The sequence below is a fragment of the Acidovorax sp. ST3 genome (assembly GCF_003231145.1).
Classification (GTDB): domain Bacteria; phylum Pseudomonadota; class Gammaproteobacteria; order Burkholderiales; family Burkholderiaceae_C; genus Acidovorax.
In genome coordinates this window covers 209077-224404 of sequence record NZ_QKVP01000007.1, presented here as the reverse complement: position 1 = coordinate 224404, position 15328 = coordinate 209077, and the positions used below count along the sequence as shown (strand labels likewise).

At 64.8% G+C, this 15328-nt stretch carries 16 protein-coding genes; 13 read left to right on the top strand and 3 right to left on the bottom strand.

Going from position 1 to position 15328, the window contains the following annotated elements; all coding sequences use genetic code 11:
- Window positions 1–131: 131 nt before the first annotated feature.
- Window positions 132–848 (top strand): RNA polymerase sigma factor FliA, encoded by a 717-nt coding sequence (locus tag DNK89_RS22295; RefSeq protein WP_110961865.1) that lies wholly within the window; start codon window positions 132–134, stop codon window positions 846–848.
- Window positions 849–971: 123 nt separating this feature from the next.
- Here DNK89_RS22295 and DNK89_RS22290 read toward each other — a convergent pair whose 3' ends face one another.
- The 3 genes from DNK89_RS22290 to flgA all read right to left on the bottom strand — a co-directional run bounded on the left by DNK89_RS22290 (window position 972) and on the right by flgA (window position 2517).
- Window positions 972–1346, bottom strand: a complete 375-nt coding sequence (locus DNK89_RS22290) for a hypothetical protein (protein WP_110961864.1) — start codon at window positions 1344–1346, stop codon at window positions 972–974.
- Between the two features lie 42 nt (window positions 1347–1388).
- A complete protein-coding gene (gene flgM / locus DNK89_RS22285; protein WP_110961863.1) occupies window positions 1389–1709 on the bottom strand; it encodes a flagellar biosynthesis anti-sigma factor FlgM in 321 nt (106 codons plus the stop codon).
- 94 nt (window positions 1710–1803) lie between these two features.
- Window positions 1804–2517 carry a flagellar basal body P-ring formation chaperone FlgA gene (gene flgA, locus DNK89_RS22280; RefSeq protein WP_238990901.1) on the bottom strand — a complete coding sequence of 238 codons (714 nt, stop codon included), beginning with the start codon at window positions 2515–2517 and terminating at the stop codon, window positions 1804–1806.
- 332 nt (window positions 2518–2849) lie between these two features.
- Here flgA and flgB point away from each other — a divergent pair, with 332 nt between their 5' ends.
- From flgB to DNK89_RS22220, 12 genes are all read left to right on the top strand, one after another.
- Window positions 2850–3320, top strand: coding sequence for a flagellar basal body rod protein FlgB (gene flgB / locus DNK89_RS22275; protein ID WP_060987142.1), 471 nt, complete (start codon window positions 2850–2852; stop codon window positions 3318–3320).
- Window positions 3321–3356: 36 nt separating this feature from the next.
- Window positions 3357–3761, top strand: a complete 405-nt coding sequence (gene flgC, locus DNK89_RS22270; RefSeq protein ID WP_015015832.1) for a flagellar basal body rod protein FlgC — start codon at window positions 3357–3359, stop codon at window positions 3759–3761.
- Window positions 3762–3779: 18 nt separating this feature from the next.
- Complete coding sequence (locus tag DNK89_RS22265) at window positions 3780–4433, top strand: flagellar hook assembly protein FlgD (protein ID WP_110961862.1); 654 nt, start codon at window positions 3780–3782, stop codon at window positions 4431–4433.
- A 38-nt stretch (window positions 4434–4471) separates the two neighbouring features.
- Window positions 4472–5746: a flagellar hook protein FlgE gene (flgE, locus tag DNK89_RS22260; protein ID WP_110961861.1), complete on the top strand. Its 1275-nt coding sequence runs from the start codon at window positions 4472–4474 to the stop codon at window positions 5744–5746.
- Between the two features lie 46 nt (window positions 5747–5792).
- On the top strand, window positions 5793–6533 hold the full coding sequence (gene flgF, locus DNK89_RS22255; RefSeq protein ID WP_015015835.1) for a flagellar basal-body rod protein FlgF: 741 nt from the start codon (window positions 5793–5795) through the stop codon (window positions 6531–6533).
- A 43-nt stretch (window positions 6534–6576) separates the two neighbouring features.
- Entirely contained in the window at window positions 6577–7359 is a 783-nt protein-coding gene (gene flgG / locus DNK89_RS22250) for a flagellar basal-body rod protein FlgG (RefSeq protein WP_110961860.1), read from the top strand.
- A 49-nt stretch (window positions 7360–7408) separates the two neighbouring features.
- A complete protein-coding gene (locus tag DNK89_RS22245) occupies window positions 7409–8131 on the top strand; it encodes a flagellar basal body L-ring protein FlgH (protein WP_238990898.1) in 723 nt (240 codons plus the stop codon).
- A 282-nt stretch (window positions 8132–8413) separates the two neighbouring features.
- Window positions 8414–9556 (top strand): flagellar basal body P-ring protein FlgI, encoded by a 1143-nt coding sequence (locus DNK89_RS22240; protein ID WP_015015838.1) that lies wholly within the window; start codon window positions 8414–8416, stop codon window positions 9554–9556.
- Window positions 9557–9604: 48 nt separating this feature from the next.
- On the top strand, window positions 9605–10522 hold the full coding sequence (gene flgJ / locus DNK89_RS22235) for a flagellar assembly peptidoglycan hydrolase FlgJ (protein ID WP_110961858.1): 918 nt from the start codon (window positions 9605–9607) through the stop codon (window positions 10520–10522).
- A 25-nt stretch (window positions 10523–10547) separates the two neighbouring features.
- Window positions 10548–12554, top strand: coding sequence for a flagellar hook-associated protein FlgK (flgK, locus tag DNK89_RS22230; protein ID WP_110961857.1), 2007 nt, complete (start codon window positions 10548–10550; stop codon window positions 12552–12554).
- A 28-nt stretch (window positions 12555–12582) separates the two neighbouring features.
- Window positions 12583–13854 carry a flagellar hook-associated protein FlgL gene (flgL, locus tag DNK89_RS22225; RefSeq protein WP_110961856.1) on the top strand — a complete coding sequence of 424 codons (1272 nt, stop codon included), beginning with the start codon at window positions 12583–12585 and terminating at the stop codon, window positions 13852–13854.
- Between the two features lie 133 nt (window positions 13855–13987).
- Window positions 13988–15235 carry an HDOD domain-containing protein gene (locus DNK89_RS22220; RefSeq protein ID WP_110961855.1) on the top strand — a complete coding sequence of 416 codons (1248 nt, stop codon included), beginning with the start codon at window positions 13988–13990 and terminating at the stop codon, window positions 15233–15235.
- The last annotated feature ends 93 nt before the right edge of the window (window positions 15236–15328 follow it).

Genomic DNA, 15328 nt, shown 5'->3' with positions numbered 1-15328 from the left:
GACCCGCACTGCCCCCAACGGTCTGGCCAGTCGCCAGCCCCGCGAGGCGGATGAAGTTCGGGCGATGGCACCCCCAAGCGGCTCCAGAACAAGATCGCATACCCGCCCTACCAGTGCATAACACCCTCTCTATGTACACCGCCAAAGGCCAGCTTGATCGCGATGCCATGATCCGCCAGCATGTACCGCTGGTACGGAGGATTGCGCACCACATGATCGCCAAGCTGCCTCCCAATGTCGAACTGGATGACTTGATCCAGGTCGGCATGATGGGGCTGGCCGAAGCTCTGTCGCGCTATGAGGTCGCGCAGGGCGTGCAGTTTGAAACCTTCGCCACCCAGCGCATCCGGGGCGCCATGCTCGACGAGTTGCGCGAGGGTGACTGGATGAGCCGCAGCTCGCGCAAGAGCCAGAAAGACATCGAGCACGCCGTGCACCGGCTGGAACAAAAGCTGGGCCGCAGCCCGCTGGAGTCTGAAATAGCCGGCGAAATGGGCATGAGCCTGGCGGACTACCAGAACCTGCTGGGCAAGGTACGAGGCACCCAGCTGGTGTACCTGGAAGACATGACACATGGCAACGACGACGAGGACGGGTTTCTGGACCGTCACGTTGCCGACAGCGCGGCCGACCCGGTGGAGTTGCTGCGCGATCAGCGGCTCAAGACGTCACTGGTCAACGCCATCAAGACCCTGCCGGAACGGGAACAGCACATCATGGGCATGTACTACGAACATGACATGAACCTCAAGGAAATTGCAGCCGTGCTGGGTGTGACCGAGTCTCGGGTGTGCCAGTTGCACAGCCAGTCGATTGCCCGCCTGCGTGCCAAGATGCGCTCACACTGAGCCCGCGCGTCGGGCCACGAGCCGGGCAACACAAGGCATTGCGGGGCCAACAGTTTGGATGGCTGCGCGGGCGGGCACCTCTTGCGCCCCGGCCCGACCCTCCCTCAGAAAAGTCTTTGGTGCTCAGCCCGCAGAGCGGTAAATGCGCGCCACTCCTGGCGCAGCTCCCCGCGCGCCCAGGCCGTCCCCGTAGGTAGAAGCTGCATTGGACGGAGGCAACAAGCCTGCGGCCTGGCGGTCGGTGACGGCGGCCAACCGGGCCAGGCTGTCACGGTGCAAAGTCAGCATGGTGCGGATGGCATCCGCACGCTTCTGCAGCGAAGCCGGTAGCGGCATGCCACGCGCGGCGGCTTGTTCGAGCGCACGCGAGAAATCGGCCGCCGCATCGCGCAAGGCCGTACTGTGTTTTTCCAGAGAGAGGGGATCTGCCGCGAGAAGTGCGGCGGAGACTTGTTCGATCCGCTGTTCAACAGCTGAGAGAGATTCTTCCAGAGTCATGGCGCATTGTGCGATGAATTGCGCCCTCTAACAAAACGCAGATCAGCCCCGGGAGCGGGACAGGATCTCCTGGGCGTTGGACAGCAGTTTGTCGGCAATGGCTTCCGCGTCGACCGAAAACTCGCCCTTCTCGATAGCAGCGCGCACGGCCTTGACCTTGCCCGCATCAAAATCGGCCGTGCTGCGGGTGGCGGGGCTGAGAGCGCGGGCTGCGGTGGACACCGTGACGGGCACACCGGCGGATGACGCAACCAGTGCGTCTTTCGTGGCTCCTTCCGCAGCGCTGGCGGGAGCCTTGGCTTGCTTGGCAAGCCCCGTCGGCGGCAACCCGCCCGGCAGTTCCGGTGTTTGACCTATCTTCATCGCTCTCTCCACCACCCCGTTGGATGTGGGGCATCAGTAGCAATGTTTTCGACCCATTTGGCCCGGACTTTAGCCATTTATTACCGGGGCGTCATCACAGAGTGACGTCCACCGTCCCAGAATCGTTCACAGTTCCGCTCACGATACGCCCATTCTCCATGCGTACGCGCACAGTCTGTCCGGCCGAGCCCGCCGTCAACGCCTGTCCCGCCGAGCTGACCGCGTAGCCGGGCCCCTGGGCCACCACCTTGACCTGCGCACCCGCCTTGAACAGCAGCGGGGCCCGCACCATGGCCTGGCGCACCGCCTGACCCGCCACGAGCTGGCGAGCGGCGGTCTGACCCACCCAGAGATCGGGGTTGGCCAGAACGGGGGAGGCATCGGCCGCCCAATCCACCTCGGCCTCGGTGGCGTCGTTGGCAGTCAATACTGCGCCCGGAGCCACATTGTTCGTCAGCACCCAGGCCGGCCCAAACGCTTTGATGGTGACGGGTAAAAACACGTTCCATGCGGTCGCGCCTTCCACACAGCGCAGCCCTAGGCGTGTACGGCCCCACAGGCGAGCACCCACAGGGAGATAAGGTTCAACGCGCGCACAGGGCGCCAGCCGCAGGCGCGAATCCAGTGAGCCAACACTCACTTCCATGCGCAGCGGCAGTGCGGAGGACTGGTTGCGAGCCAAAGCATCGTCCAGCCAGCGCTGGGTGAGCGGGCCGAGGTCTGCCGCAGGGTCCGCCGCCGACTGTGCGTGAGCGACACCGGCAGTTCCCAGCAGAGCCCCAGCCACGCCACCAAGCAAGCACAGCATGCGCAGCACAGCACGGGCACGTGCCACCAGGGGCGATCGGGTCGCGCCGTGCAGTACAGCGCCGTGGCGGGCATGCGTCAAAAGGGAAGGGGTGGACATGGGGGCCTCCTTGGGCATCGACGGGCCAGACTGCCCGCGCACAGTGCGCAGAGGAAGGCAGAGGCCATTTCACCCCTGGAACTATAGGCACGCGCCTTGAACGCAAAACCCGGAACTGCGCATCCATTTGCCACTTCTTCGCGCTTTAGAAAAAAGGCGCGGTTTCCATAATCAAGCAACGCCAAAAAGGCCCCTCGGGCTGGCGACTTTGCAACCGACGGTGTGAGGCACACATGCTTGACAAGATGACCAACCAGCTGAATTTTCACGGCAACGCCCTGGTGCTGCGCGGTGAACGCCAGCGCGCCATCGCCAGCAATATCGCCAACGCCGACACGCCAGGCTATGTGGCTCGGGACTTCAAGTTTGGTGATGCGCTGCGCGAGGCCACAGGCGTGACCTCTTCGGCGACCGGTACGCCCGGCGCAGCTGTCACGCGGCTGGCCACCAGCGGCTCGTACGGAACCGCTGGCACCACCGATCCGCACCACATTCCGCTGCCCACCGTGAATTCCAGCACCAGCATCGACCGGCAGGGCGCGCTGGGCTATGCCGTGCAGACGCAGCCCAGCCTGGACAACAACTCGGTGGACCTGGACCGCGAGCGTGCCAACTTCGTGGACAACGCCGTGCGCTACGAAGCCACGCTGCGGTTCATCAACGGCAACGCCAAAACCATGCTCAGCGCCATTCAGGGTCAATAACCAGCCAGCCCCGCAGCGCAGAAAGCGAGCCACCCCATGTCCATGTTCTCGATCTTCAACGTGTCCGGCAGCGCCATCAGCGCGCAGTCGCAACGGCTCAACGTGGTGGCCAGCAACCTGGCCAATGTGGATGCCGTGGCAGGCCCCGATGGTCAGGCCTACAAGGCACGCCAGGTGGTGTTCCAGACAGCGCCGATGGGCGCCGACAGCTCTGCAGGCGTCAAGGTCAGCGGCATCAGCGAAAGCAACGTGCCGGGCCGGCGGGTGCACGATCCCAGCCACCCCTCAGCAGACGCCGAGGGCTATGTGACCCACTCCAACGTCAATGCCGTGGAGGAGATGGTCAACATGATCTCCGCCTCGCGCTCGTACCAGAACAACGTCGAGGTCATGAACACGGCCAAGTCGCTGCTCCTCAAGACCCTGCAGATGGGCCAGTAATTCCCGGGAGACCCCACCATGATTCTCAGTGCCACCAACGCCGTCGCGACCACCACAGACGCGTCCACCAAAGCCAACGCGGCCAGCGACCCGTCGGCCGCGCAGGACCGCTTCCTGAAGCTGCTGGTGGCGCAGTTGAACAACCAGGACCCGATGAACCCCCTGGACAACGCCCAGATGACTTCGCAGATCGCGCAGATCAACACGGTGACCGGCATCCAGCAACTGAACCAGACCATGCAGAGCATGGCGTCGCAGTTCAACTCGCTGCAAGTCATGCAGGGCACGGCCCTGGTGGGCCGCAGCGTGCTGACCGAAGGCTCCAGCCTGGCGGTGGCGGACAAGACGGGCAAGGGCGGATTCGAGCTGGGCTCGGCGGCTACCAACGTGAAGATCGAGGTCACGACTGCAGGCGGCCAGGTGGTGGACACCATCGATCTGGGCGCCAAGGCCGCAGGCCGCCATGCCTTTGACTGGGATGCCAGCAAGTACACCGGCTCCACCGATGCACTGCAGTTCCGCGTGACGGCCGTCAACGGCTCCACCAAGCTGGACTCCACCCCGTTGAGCCTGTCCAAGGTCACCGCCGCAGGTGCCGAGGACGGACAGCTGGTGCTGAGCCTGTCCAACGGCAAAACCATCAACTACAGCCAGATCAAGGCCTTGGTGTAACACCAGCCCGCTTCGTATCGCGTCAACAGGAGAACACCATGAGTTTTCAGCAAGGCCTGTCCGGCCTGAACGCCGCCAGCAAGAACCTCGATGTCATCGGGCACAACATTGCCAACTCCAACACCGTCGGGTTCAAGGCCTCGCGGGCCGAGTTTGCCGAGATGGTGGCTTCCGCCATTGGCTCTGCGGGCGGCTCCAACGCAGGTATCGGCGTGGAAGTGGCGGCCGTGGCGCAGCAGTTCACGCAGGGCAACCTGACCATCACCGGCAACAGCCTGGACGTGGCCATCAACGGCAACGGGTTCTTCACCCTCACGCTACCCGATGGCACCGCCGCCTACACCCGCTCCGGCAACTTCAAGCTGGACAAGGAAGGCAACATGATCACCAACGACAACGCCAAGGTGATGGGCTTCCCGGTGGACCCGGTCACGGGCCTGCGCACGGGCACCGACCCCATTCCCATGGTGTTCCCGACAGCCGAGCCGATCCCCGCCAAGCAGACCACCAAGATCACAGCCGCCTTCAACCTGGACGCCCGCGCCACCGATGCAGCCGGCGACCCTGCGGCCACGCCCCCCATCCCGGCCACGCCACGCGCCACGTATGGCACCTCGATCAACGTGTTCGACAGCCAAGGTGTGGCCAAGCCGGTGAGCCTGTACTTTCAGAAGACCGCTACCGACAACACCTGGGACGTGTACGACGCGCTGGACGATCCTGCGACGGGCTTTGTAGCATCGCCCATCGGCCAGATCACTTTTGACAACAACGGTGCCATCACCGGCCCGGTGGCCACACCACCCGCCACCGGCTTTTCGCTGCCGCTCACCGTCAACCCCACGCCCCCCAACCCCAATAATCTGCCTGCGTACACCGTGGAGGTGAGCCTGGACAAGGTGACCCAGTTCGGCACCAAGTTCGCGGTTTCCAATCTGACTCAGGACGGCTACACCTCGGGCGAGCTGACCGGCATCAACATCGAGAACAACGGGATGATCATGACCCGTTACTCGAACGGCGTGACGCGTGCCGAGGGCCAGCTCGCACTGTCCAGCTTCCGCAACACGCAGGGCCTGGCCTCGGTGGGTAGCAACAACTGGGTGGCCACGTTCGAGTCGGGCCAGCCCGTGGTCGGCACGGCCACCGACGGCAGCTTTGGTTCGCTGCGCTCGGGCGCCCTGGAGGACTCCAACGTGGACCTCACCGCCGAGCTGGTGAACATGATGACCGCCCAGCGCGCTTACCAGGCCAACGCACAGACCATCAAGACGCAAGACCAGGTGATGTCCACCCTGGTGAACCTGCGCTGATCGGCTGACCCTCTACTGAACCCGCCCAGGACCCCGGAGAGCCCCCATGGACCGCATCATCTACACCTCGATGACAGGCGCCAACGCCGCTGCCCACCGGCAGGCGGTGCTGTCCAACAACCTCGCCAATGTGTCCACCGGCGGGTTCCGCGCCGAGATGTCCACCTTCCGCTCGGTGCCGCTGCAGGGCGACGGCGCCAAGACGCGCGTGTTTGCGCTGGAGGCCACCTCGGGCTACGTCAATACCCCCGGCCCGGTGCAGCGCACCGGCCGCAACCTCGACGCCATGGCCGCTGGCAATGCCTGGTTTGCCGTGCAGGGGCTGGATGGCACCGAGGCCTACACCCGCGCCGGCAGCTTCGAGGTGTCGGCCACGGGCCAGCTGCTCACACCGACCGGACTGCCCGTGCTGTCGGACGGCGGCGCGCCCATCGATGTGCCGCCCGGTGCCGACGTGTCGCTCGGGTCAGACGGCACCGTGACCTCCAAGATTCCGGGCCAGCCCGCCCAGGCCATCGGCCGCCTCAAGCTCGCCACGCCCACGCCCGAAGACCCACTCAAACGCGGCGACGATGGACTGTTCCGCACCACCTCGGGCGACCCCATGCCCAACGACGCCAACGCGCGCATGTTGTCGGGCGCGCTGGAGGGCTCGAACGTGAACCCGGTCGAATGCATGGTCGGGATGATCGCTGCATCGCGCCAGTTCGAGCAGCAGATGAAGCTGCTGCAAACCGCCGAAACCAACGACAAGACCGCCAGCCAGTTGCTGAGCATGAACGGCTGATGCCGCTGCCACACCCTGCACGCACCCGCCGAAAGGAAGCACCATGATCAACTCCCTCTGGATCGCCAAGACCGGCATGTCTGCCCAGCAGACTCAGCTCGACGTCATCTCGCACAACTTGGCCAACGTCTCCACCACGGGCTACAAGCGCAACAACGCGGTGTTCGAAGACCTGATCTACCAGAACCTGCGCCAGGTGGGCGCCAACACCACCGAGCAGAACCAGCTGCCCACCGGCCTGCACCTGGGCCTGGGCGTGCGCACGGTGGCCACCAGCCGCAACTTCATGCAGGGCAGCCTGCAGGAGTCCAAGAACAACCTGGATGTCGCCATCAACGGCAACGGCTTCTTTGAAGTGACCATGCCCGATGGCACCGTTGGCTACACCCGCGACGGCTCGTTCCAGGTCGATGCACAGGGCCGCATGGTCACATCCAGCGGGCTGCCCGTGGTAAACGGCATCACCATTCCGGCCAACGCCACCAGCATCACCATCAGCGCCGAAGGTGCCGTGGCGGTCACGGTGCCGGGCAACACACAGCCGCAGACCGTGGGCAACCTGGCCATGGCCAGCTTCATCAACCCGGCCGGCCTGGAGCCGATCGGACAGAACCTCTTCAAGGAATCCGCCGCGTCCGGCCAGCCCCAGCAAGGCACCCCCGGCACGAACGGCCTGGGCATCATCAAGCAAGGGTTTCTGGAAGCCTCCAACGTCAACGTGGTGGAAGAGCTGGTAACCATGATCCAGACCCAGCGCGCCTACGAGATGAATTCCAAGGCCATCCAGACCTCGGACCAGATGCTGGCCAAGCTGGCCCAGCTGTGACCCCCTTGTGACCTCTCTTTCGCCCGCGCTCTCGCCCAGGACCTTCGCCATGCGCACTTTCACACGCTCTCTTCGCCTGCTGCAGGCACTTGGCTCGCTGCGCGCGGGCGTTCCCGCCCTGGGCGCAGCACTGCTGTGCGCTGGTTGTGCCACCCTGTCGCCCCCCCCTCCGGTGGACATCCTGCCCACCACCCCGCCCCCGCTGGCCGCTGCACCGCGCACCCCGCCCCCGGTGACGGGCGGGCTGTTCCACAACGCCAGCTACCGCCCCGCGTTTGAGGACCGTCGCGCGCGCCTGGTGGGCGACAACGTGACCATCCAGATCGTGGAGAACGTGACGGCCAGCCAGAAGTCGTCGTCCACGGTGGACCGCACCTCCGAAGTCTCTGCTGGCGTGACGGCCTTGCCCTTCACCAGCAAGACCTTCACCGACAAGCTGGGCGTAGGCGCGAATTCGGGCAATGCGTTCTCTGGCAAGGGCGGCACCGAAAGCGCCAACACCTTCACCGGCTCCATCACCGCCACGGTGGTGGATGTGCTGCCCAACGGGCACCTGGTCATCACTGGCGAGAAGCAGATCGGCGTGAACCAGAACGTGGATGTGCTGCGCTTCTCGGGCACTGTGGACCCGCGCGCACTGCAGCCCGGCAGCATCGTGAACTCGACCCAGGTGGCCAACGTGCGCGTCGAGTCGCGCGGACGCGGCGCACAGAACGAAGCCCAGGCCATGGGCTGGCTGGGCCGGTTCTTCAACACCGTCACGCCGTTCTGACCAGCCCGGGCGCCCTGAGTGCGCCCAGTGCGCCCATGCCCCCAGTCCTTCCGGTATCTGACGGAAGGCTGGGCGTTGCCTTTGTTCACTACGAATTTGATAGCTATCAGCGCATATTGCACTAACGCTTCCGGCAATTTTTTCTCAAAAATGGCCTGCCAGAACGCTTGCAGGCCGTGCCTGCGCCCCCTTGCCAACGCGGCTTCAGACTCAGCCAATAAGCCGGTGAACCCGCTTCTTTTTGGGTTTTAGTTCTGGCCATGGCCCACCACAATGGATGCCATGAAAGCCTCGTCCCACTCCCCCCTGACCCGCACGGCGCGCGCGCTGTGGCTGCTGCTGGCCCTGGCGGCCGCAGGTCTGGCAACGCCTGCACAGGCCTTGCGCATCAAGGAAGTGGCGGCGGTGCAGGGCGTGCGCAGCAACCAGCTGACGGGCTACGGCCTGGTCGTGGGGCTGGACGGCACGGGCGACCAGACCACGCAAATGCCCTACACCACGCAGGCCATGTCCAACTACCTGCAGCAGATGGGCATCAGCCTGCCCCCCGGCACGGCGTCGCAGCTGCAGCTCAAGAACGTGGCGGCGGTGATCGTCACGGCGCAGTTGCCCGCCTTTGCCCAGCCAGGCCAGCAAATCGACGTGAACGTTTCGTCCATGGGCAACGCCAAGTCGCTCAAGGGCGGCACCCTCATCGTCACACCGCTGCGCGGCGCGGACGGCGAGATCTATGCGCTGGCCCAGGGCAACATGGTGGTGGGCGGTGCAGGCGCATCGTCCGGTGGCAGCAAGGTACAGATCAACCACCTGAGCGCAGGCCGCATTCCGCTGGGCGCGCAGGTGGAGCGGGCCGTGCCCACCCCACTGAACGAGGGCGACACCATCAACCTGGGCCTGAACGCCTCGGACTTCCAGACTGCCCGCCGCGTGGCACAGGTGATCAACGCCAAGCTGGGCAACGGCCTGGCCACTGCGCTGGACGGCCGCACGGTGCAGGTGCGCGCGCCCATCGACCCCGGCGCCCGCGTGGGCTTCATTGCCGACCTGGAAGAGCTGCCGCTCGAAACCTCCACCCCCTCGGCCAAGGTCGTCATCAATGCCCGCACGGGCTCGGTGGTGCTCAACCAGGCGGTCACGCTGGGGCCTTGCGCCATCGCCCACGGCAACCTGTCGATCACCATCAGCAGCACGCCCGTCATCAGCCAGCCCAACCCGCTCTCGCAAGGGCAGACGGTGGTCACGCAAAAGAGCGACATCACCATCAACCAGGAACCGGGCAACGTGATCCAGATGCCTGCGTCGCCACAGCTGGCCGACGTGGTCAAGGCCCTCAACACGCTGGGCGCCACGCCCGGAGACCTGCTGGCCATCCTGCAGGCCATCAAGGCCGCCGGCGCGCTCAACGCCGAGCTGGAGGTGATCTGACATGGCCCGCCCTGCTGCCGCTGCGTGCGCCATCCACCGGGAGCGACCATGGCCCTGACCCTGCCCTCGTCCAGCACCACCAGCCCGTCGAACGCGCTGGCCGTCGATATCCGCTCGCTCAACTCCCTCAAGTACGAAGCGGGCACCGCCAACAGCGCACAGGTCACGCGCGAAGCGGCCAAGCAGTTTGAATCGCTGTTCATGCGCGAACTCATCAAAAGCATGCGCGACGCCACGATGAAGTCCGGCCTCATGGAAGGCGAGCAGGCCAACCTGGGCCAGGACATGCTGGACCAGCAGCTATCGGTCAACATGTCGGGCCTGCAGGGCGGTCTATCAGAAGCCATCGCCCGCCAGCTCTCGCGCCAAATGGGCGGTGCGGACACCAACTTCTCGGTGCCGTCCACGCTCAGCTTGCCGCAGGCACAGAACCGGTCGGCGGCTTCCGCCACCACTTCGTCCGTCGATACCACCCTGCCAGTGCCCAAGGGCCGCGAAGGCTTTGTGCAGCACCTCAGCGGCACCGCCGAGCGCGTGGCGCAGGAAAGCGGGATTCCCGCCAGCTTCATGCTGGGCCAGGCCGGGCACGAAACCGGCTGGGGCAAGAGTGAAATCAAGACCGCCAACGGCGGCAACTCGTTCAACCTGTTCGGCATCAAGGCCGGCAAGGGCTGGACCGGCAAGGTGGCCGAGATCACGACCACCGAATACATCAACGGCACTCCGCGCAAGGTGGTGGCCAAGTTCCGCGCGTATGACTCGTACGAGGACTCGTTCCGCGACTACGCCAAGCTCATCACCGACAACCCGCGCTACGAGAAAGCCCAGGCCACCGCCAAGACGGGTTCTGCCGTGGCCTATGCGGCCGAGCTGCAAAAGGCCGGATACGCCACCGACCCCGAGTACGCCAAGAAGCTCAGCGGCGCCATCAACAGCGCACTGCGCGTACAGCGCGCCCAGGCGTGATGGACGAGAAGAACCGAGGTAAGCCATGAGTCTGCTCAACGTCGGCGCCCGCGCCCTGCTGGCCAACCAGGTGGCCTTGCAGACGGCAGGCCACAACATTGCCAACGTCAATACACCCGGCTATTCGCGCCAGACAGTGGTGCTGCAGACTGTCCAGGGCCAGTTCACGGGCGGCGGCTACATCGGCCAGGGCGTGGATGTGCAGACCATTCTGCGCAACCAGAGCGAGCTGCTCACGCGCCAGTCGGCCGCCGCCGGATCGACACAGGCGGCCGACGCCATCCGCGCCCAGCGCCTGAGCCAGTTGCAGGAAGTGTTCAGCGGCGGCACCCAGGGCCTGGGCGCCGCCATCAACGACATGATGAACGCGTTCTCGGACGTGGTCAGCAGCCCCACCGACATCACGGCACGCACGGTGGTTCTCACGCGGCTGGACGAAACGGCCGCACGCATGCGCACCGCCAGCGACCGGATCAACGAGATCGAATACACCGTCAAGGAACAGCTGCAGAGCAGCGTGACCGCCATCAACAGCCTGGCCACGCAGATGGCGGCGATCAATGAGCAAATCGCCCGCGCTACCGGCAACGGCCAGAGCCCCAACGACCTGCTGGACCAGCGCGACCAGATCATCCGCGACATCAACCAGTATGTGCAGACCACCCAGATCCCGGCGAGTGACGGTACTGTAGGTCTTTTCGTAGCAGGCAGTCAGCCGCTGGTGCTGGGCAGCACGGCCACCAGCCTATCGCTGGGGGATGCGACTGCATTTCCTGGTAGCGGCCAGTCCAAGCTGTTTTTCAACCGCCCCGGAGCCACTCCCATCGAACTGGATGAGAACGTGCTGGGCGGTGGCACTGTATCGGGTCTGCTGCGCTTTCAGAACACCGACCTGAGCGAGGGACGCAACCTGCTGGGCCGCATGGCGCTCGCCATCGGCATGACGATGAACGACCAGCAGAACCTAGGTCTGACACTGGACGGCGTGCCGGGCAAGGACCTGTTCGCCTTGCCCACCAGCATGCCGGGGTACACCAACGGTGCAGGTGTGGGCTCGGTGTCGTTCACCGGTCCTACGCAGTTTGCGGCGTCCGACTACGAGATCCGCTTCACCACGGGTGGGGCCGGGCAGGTGGTGCGTCTGTCTGATGGGAAGTCGACTCCGTTCACCGATGCGGCCAACTTAGCCACACTGCAGATTGACGGCCTCACATTCAATCTGATCTCTCCCGGGAATGATGGCGAGCGGATGCTGTTCAAGCCGTTCAGCACGGCGGCCAACAACATCCAGGCGCTGGTGTATTCGCCGCGCGACCTGGCGGCGGCCAACCCGGTCAACGCAGCCATGGGCACAAGCAACGGTGGCACGTTGCAGCTTGCAGGTCTGCAAGCTACAGGACAACACTGGGACCCCGCTCTGAACGCTGGGGCGGGTGGTGTCTACTCCGACGGGAACTTCACCGCACCCGCAGCAGGCACTAATGTGGTGTTTACTTTCGACGGGACTGGCGGCTTCACCCTGACAGGCAACACGGATCCGCCCATAGACTTGTCCGCATCGCCGCCGGCGCAGCTGACCGGACCGCCTTACAGCTACGCATCGGGCCACATCATCTCTGTCGACGGCTGGCAAATAACCCTGCAAGGCACACCCAATGTCAACGATACGGTGTCCGTGGGCAATGCACTCGACCCGCAATACGGCGACGCCTACACGCGCAATGCGGGGAATGCCAGTGCGCTGATGGGGCTGCGCGACGTCAAGATGTTTGACGAATCCACACTCTCGGACGGGTATGCCGGGGCTATTGCCCAAGTGGGCACACGCACCCAGAGCGCCAAGTTTGCAGAACAGCTGTCCTCCACCATCGCCGCCAACCTCGAGCGCGACCGCACGGCGGTCTCGGGCGTGAATCTGGACGAAGAGGCCGCCAAGCTGATCCAATACCAGCAAGCCTACCAAGCCTCGGCCAAGATGATCCAGATTGCGCAGAACATTTTTGATTCGCTGATCCAGGGCCTGGGCCGATGAACGAAGCCCCTAGCGTGAGGAGTTCGACATGAGCACAAACATCTACCGCGTCGGCACAGCCAACATGTATGACAACGCGCTGCGCAACCTGAGTGCACGGCAGACCAACCTCAGCAACCTGCAAGAGAACCTCACTTCTGGCAAACGCGTCGTACGCGCTAGTGACGACCCGGTGTCAGCAGCGCAGGCCGAGCGAGCCCTTAACCGCCTATCGCGCATCCAGACCGAGCAGCGCGCCCTGGAAACCCAGCGCAATGCCATTGCCCAGGCCGAATCGGCGCTGGGCGACGCCGTTGGTCTGGTACAGAATTTTCGTCAGCTGGTGGTGAATGCAGGCAACGCCACACTCACACAGAACGATCGGGCCACCATCGCCAACCAGCTTCAGGGCCTGCGCGAGCAGCTGGTGGAAGTGGCCAACCGTAAGGACACCAACGGCATCCCGCTCTTGGGCGCACTTGGCAGTGCACTGACGCCGTTCCTGGGCCCGCTGAGCGGCAGCCCCGACTACCGGTTTGACGGACTGCCCGGCCAGACCGCGAGCAATGGTGTGACGATCCCCGGCACTGTGGATGGCGATGCTGCCTTCATGTTCGATCCCAACCGCGATGGCGTCTACACCGCCAGCATCACCACTGTTCCCAACACCCGCCAGCTCACCACCACCGCAATCACGCCTCTTGACAAGAGCCTGATCACCGGCGACAACTACACCATCACTTTCAGCGCAGTGGGCCCGGGAGCCACGCCCGGCACCAGCACGGCCACCTACACGCTCACCAACACCACCACGGGCGCGGTATCCGCACCCGTGGTGGTGCCAGACTATCCGAGCGATAAGCCGGTCACCATCAAGGTCCCCGACCCGAGTATTGCAGCCGACTTCCCTGGCATGACCTTTGACATCACGGGCAACCCGGACAACGGGGACACCATCACCATGCAACCCAGCCCCAGCATGTTCAGCACCCTGGACAGCGCCATCAACGGCATCCGCAATGCTCCCAACAGCAATGCAGCGATCCAGGCCGTGGGGCAGGCGCTGGCAAACATGGATGTCGGGTTGGAGCGGCTGCACAACATCCGCGGGTTTGCCGGCGAGCTGCTCAATCGCGCAGACCGCATCACCGGCGACCAAGACAAGCGCTCCATCCAGCTGGAAGGCGACCGTTCGCGGGCAGAGGATCTCGATATGATCAAGGGCATTTCCGACTTCCAGAACCAGCAGGTGGGGTATGAGGCTGCACTCAAGTCCTATGTGCAGGTTCAGAAGTTGTCGCTGTTCAACTTTATTGGCTAGCAGCCTGCGCGGCAGGGGTGTTCGGGCGTGGCGTTCGGCGCACCCGGTGCCTCCAGGCGGCAGCACCGGCTGGTTTACGCGGCGACTCCCATCCCGCGCGTGTCGGCTGGCCTCGTTTTTTGCCTGAGAGCACATGGTCCAATCCGTCCTAGGTAGCCTGATCCTGGGTTACCGCCCTCTGTGGAACCGAGCCCGCAAACTCGCAGGCATCCAACTGTACGCCCACAACGAGGCCTCGGCCACCGTCGATGGCGGCCACCTGCTGCGAACGCTGCAGGAGCTGTGGTCGGCCAGCTCGCCGCCGCTGCTGATCTCGGCACAGACCCGCCAGCTGCTGTGCGACCTGCTCGAAAACGCACCGCGTGCCGCGCCATGGATCGAGGTGCGCGGCGAGTGGCTGTCGGACTCGGCCATTTATGACCGCGTGAAGGCCGCGCACCAGCGCGGGCTGCGCCTGGTGTGGCGTGGCGACATGGACAAGTTGCCCGAACCCGAGATAGCCCGCTGCTTTGACAACAGCCTGCTGACACTGCGCCCCGAAGACGCCGTGGCTGCATTGCAGACCACACCACCCCGCCCCGGCAGCACCGCCGCCGCTGCGCCCCCACCGGCGGCCAAGCGCGCTCCCAGCCCGGTGCTGGCTGGCCAGATGTACGAAAACATCGCCAGCCGGGCCCTCATGGAACACTGCCTGGACCACGGCAACGCGATGGCCCTGGCCGGCTGGCCGACCGAGGACGTGCTCTACAGCCTGCGCCACCACCCGCAGCAGCCGTCGCACGCGGTGATCTTCAAGCTCATGAAGGCCATCGACGACGAGCAGTCGCTGGAGACCTTTGAAGACATCATGGGCGAGGACCCGCTGCTCGCCTACCGCTTCATGGTGTACACCAACTCGGCCGCGCTCGGCCTGCGCACTGGCATCGATTCGCTGCGCCGGGGCCTGGTGATGATGGGCTACAGCTCCATCAAGCGCTGGCTGTCCGACCAGCTGCCCCATGCGAGCACCGACGCCAACATGCAGCCCGTGCGCGAAGCCATGGTGATGCGCGCCCAGCTCACGGCACGGCTGCTGGATGCAGGCATCGAGAACGACCTGCGCCGCGAGATCTACCTGTGCGGCCTGCTCTCCCAGCTCGATGAGCTGCTGGGCGAGCCCCTCGGCACCATCCTCAAGCGCCTGCCCCTGTCCGAACGCATCTACGACGCCACCGTGCTGCGCACCGGTCCCTACACCGGCGGCCTGCAGATGGCCTGCGCGCTGGAGACCGACGATGCCAGCGCCATTCGCCAGCTGTGCGAGACCTTCGAGATGGACCTCGAAGAAGTCAATCGCGCGTTGCTGCGGGTGTTGTCTGATCTAGAAGTGGAAAGAAAATAGGCCCCGCCGAGCAGCTGCGGGCGTCCTCCCCTGAGGCTGCCTCCCATTGACCCAGTGAGGCGCCTGCTTCGCCCGACGGGGCAGCGCTCAGCG

Coding starts and splice junctions, on each gene's coding strand:
- DNK89_RS22295 (WP_110961865.1), top strand. CDS start 132: ATGTACACCGCCAAAGGCCAGCTTGATCGCGATGCCATGATCCGCCAG.
- flgA (WP_238990901.1), bottom strand. CDS start 2,517: ATGCTGTGCTTGCTTGGTGGCGTGGCTGGGGCTCTGCTGGGAACTGCC.
- DNK89_RS22240 (WP_015015838.1), top strand. CDS start 8,414: ATGAAAGCCTCGTCCCACTCCCCCCTGACCCGCACGGCGCGCGCGCTG.
- flgB (WP_060987142.1), top strand. CDS start 2,850: ATGCTTGACAAGATGACCAACCAGCTGAATTTTCACGGCAACGCCCTG.
- flgJ (WP_110961858.1), top strand. CDS start 9,605: ATGGCCCTGACCCTGCCCTCGTCCAGCACCACCAGCCCGTCGAACGCG.
- flgM (WP_110961863.1), bottom strand. CDS start 1,709: ATGAAGATAGGTCAAACACCGGAACTGCCGGGCGGGTTGCCGCCGACG.
- DNK89_RS22290 (WP_110961864.1), bottom strand. CDS start 1,346: ATGACTCTGGAAGAATCTCTCTCAGCTGTTGAACAGCGGATCGAACAA.
- flgG (WP_110961860.1), top strand. CDS start 6,577: ATGATCAACTCCCTCTGGATCGCCAAGACCGGCATGTCTGCCCAGCAG.
- DNK89_RS22220 (WP_110961855.1), top strand. CDS start 13,988: ATGGTCCAATCCGTCCTAGGTAGCCTGATCCTGGGTTACCGCCCTCTG.
- DNK89_RS22265 (WP_110961862.1), top strand. CDS start 3,780: ATGATTCTCAGTGCCACCAACGCCGTCGCGACCACCACAGACGCGTCC.
- flgC (WP_015015832.1), top strand. CDS start 3,357: ATGTCCATGTTCTCGATCTTCAACGTGTCCGGCAGCGCCATCAGCGCG.
- DNK89_RS22245 (WP_238990898.1), top strand. CDS start 7,409: ATGCGCACTTTCACACGCTCTCTTCGCCTGCTGCAGGCACTTGGCTCG.
- flgE (WP_110961861.1), top strand. CDS start 4,472: ATGAGTTTTCAGCAAGGCCTGTCCGGCCTGAACGCCGCCAGCAAGAAC.
- flgK (WP_110961857.1), top strand. CDS start 10,548: ATGAGTCTGCTCAACGTCGGCGCCCGCGCCCTGCTGGCCAACCAGGTG.
- flgL (WP_110961856.1), top strand. CDS start 12,583: ATGAGCACAAACATCTACCGCGTCGGCACAGCCAACATGTATGACAAC.
- flgF (WP_015015835.1), top strand. CDS start 5,793: ATGGACCGCATCATCTACACCTCGATGACAGGCGCCAACGCCGCTGCC.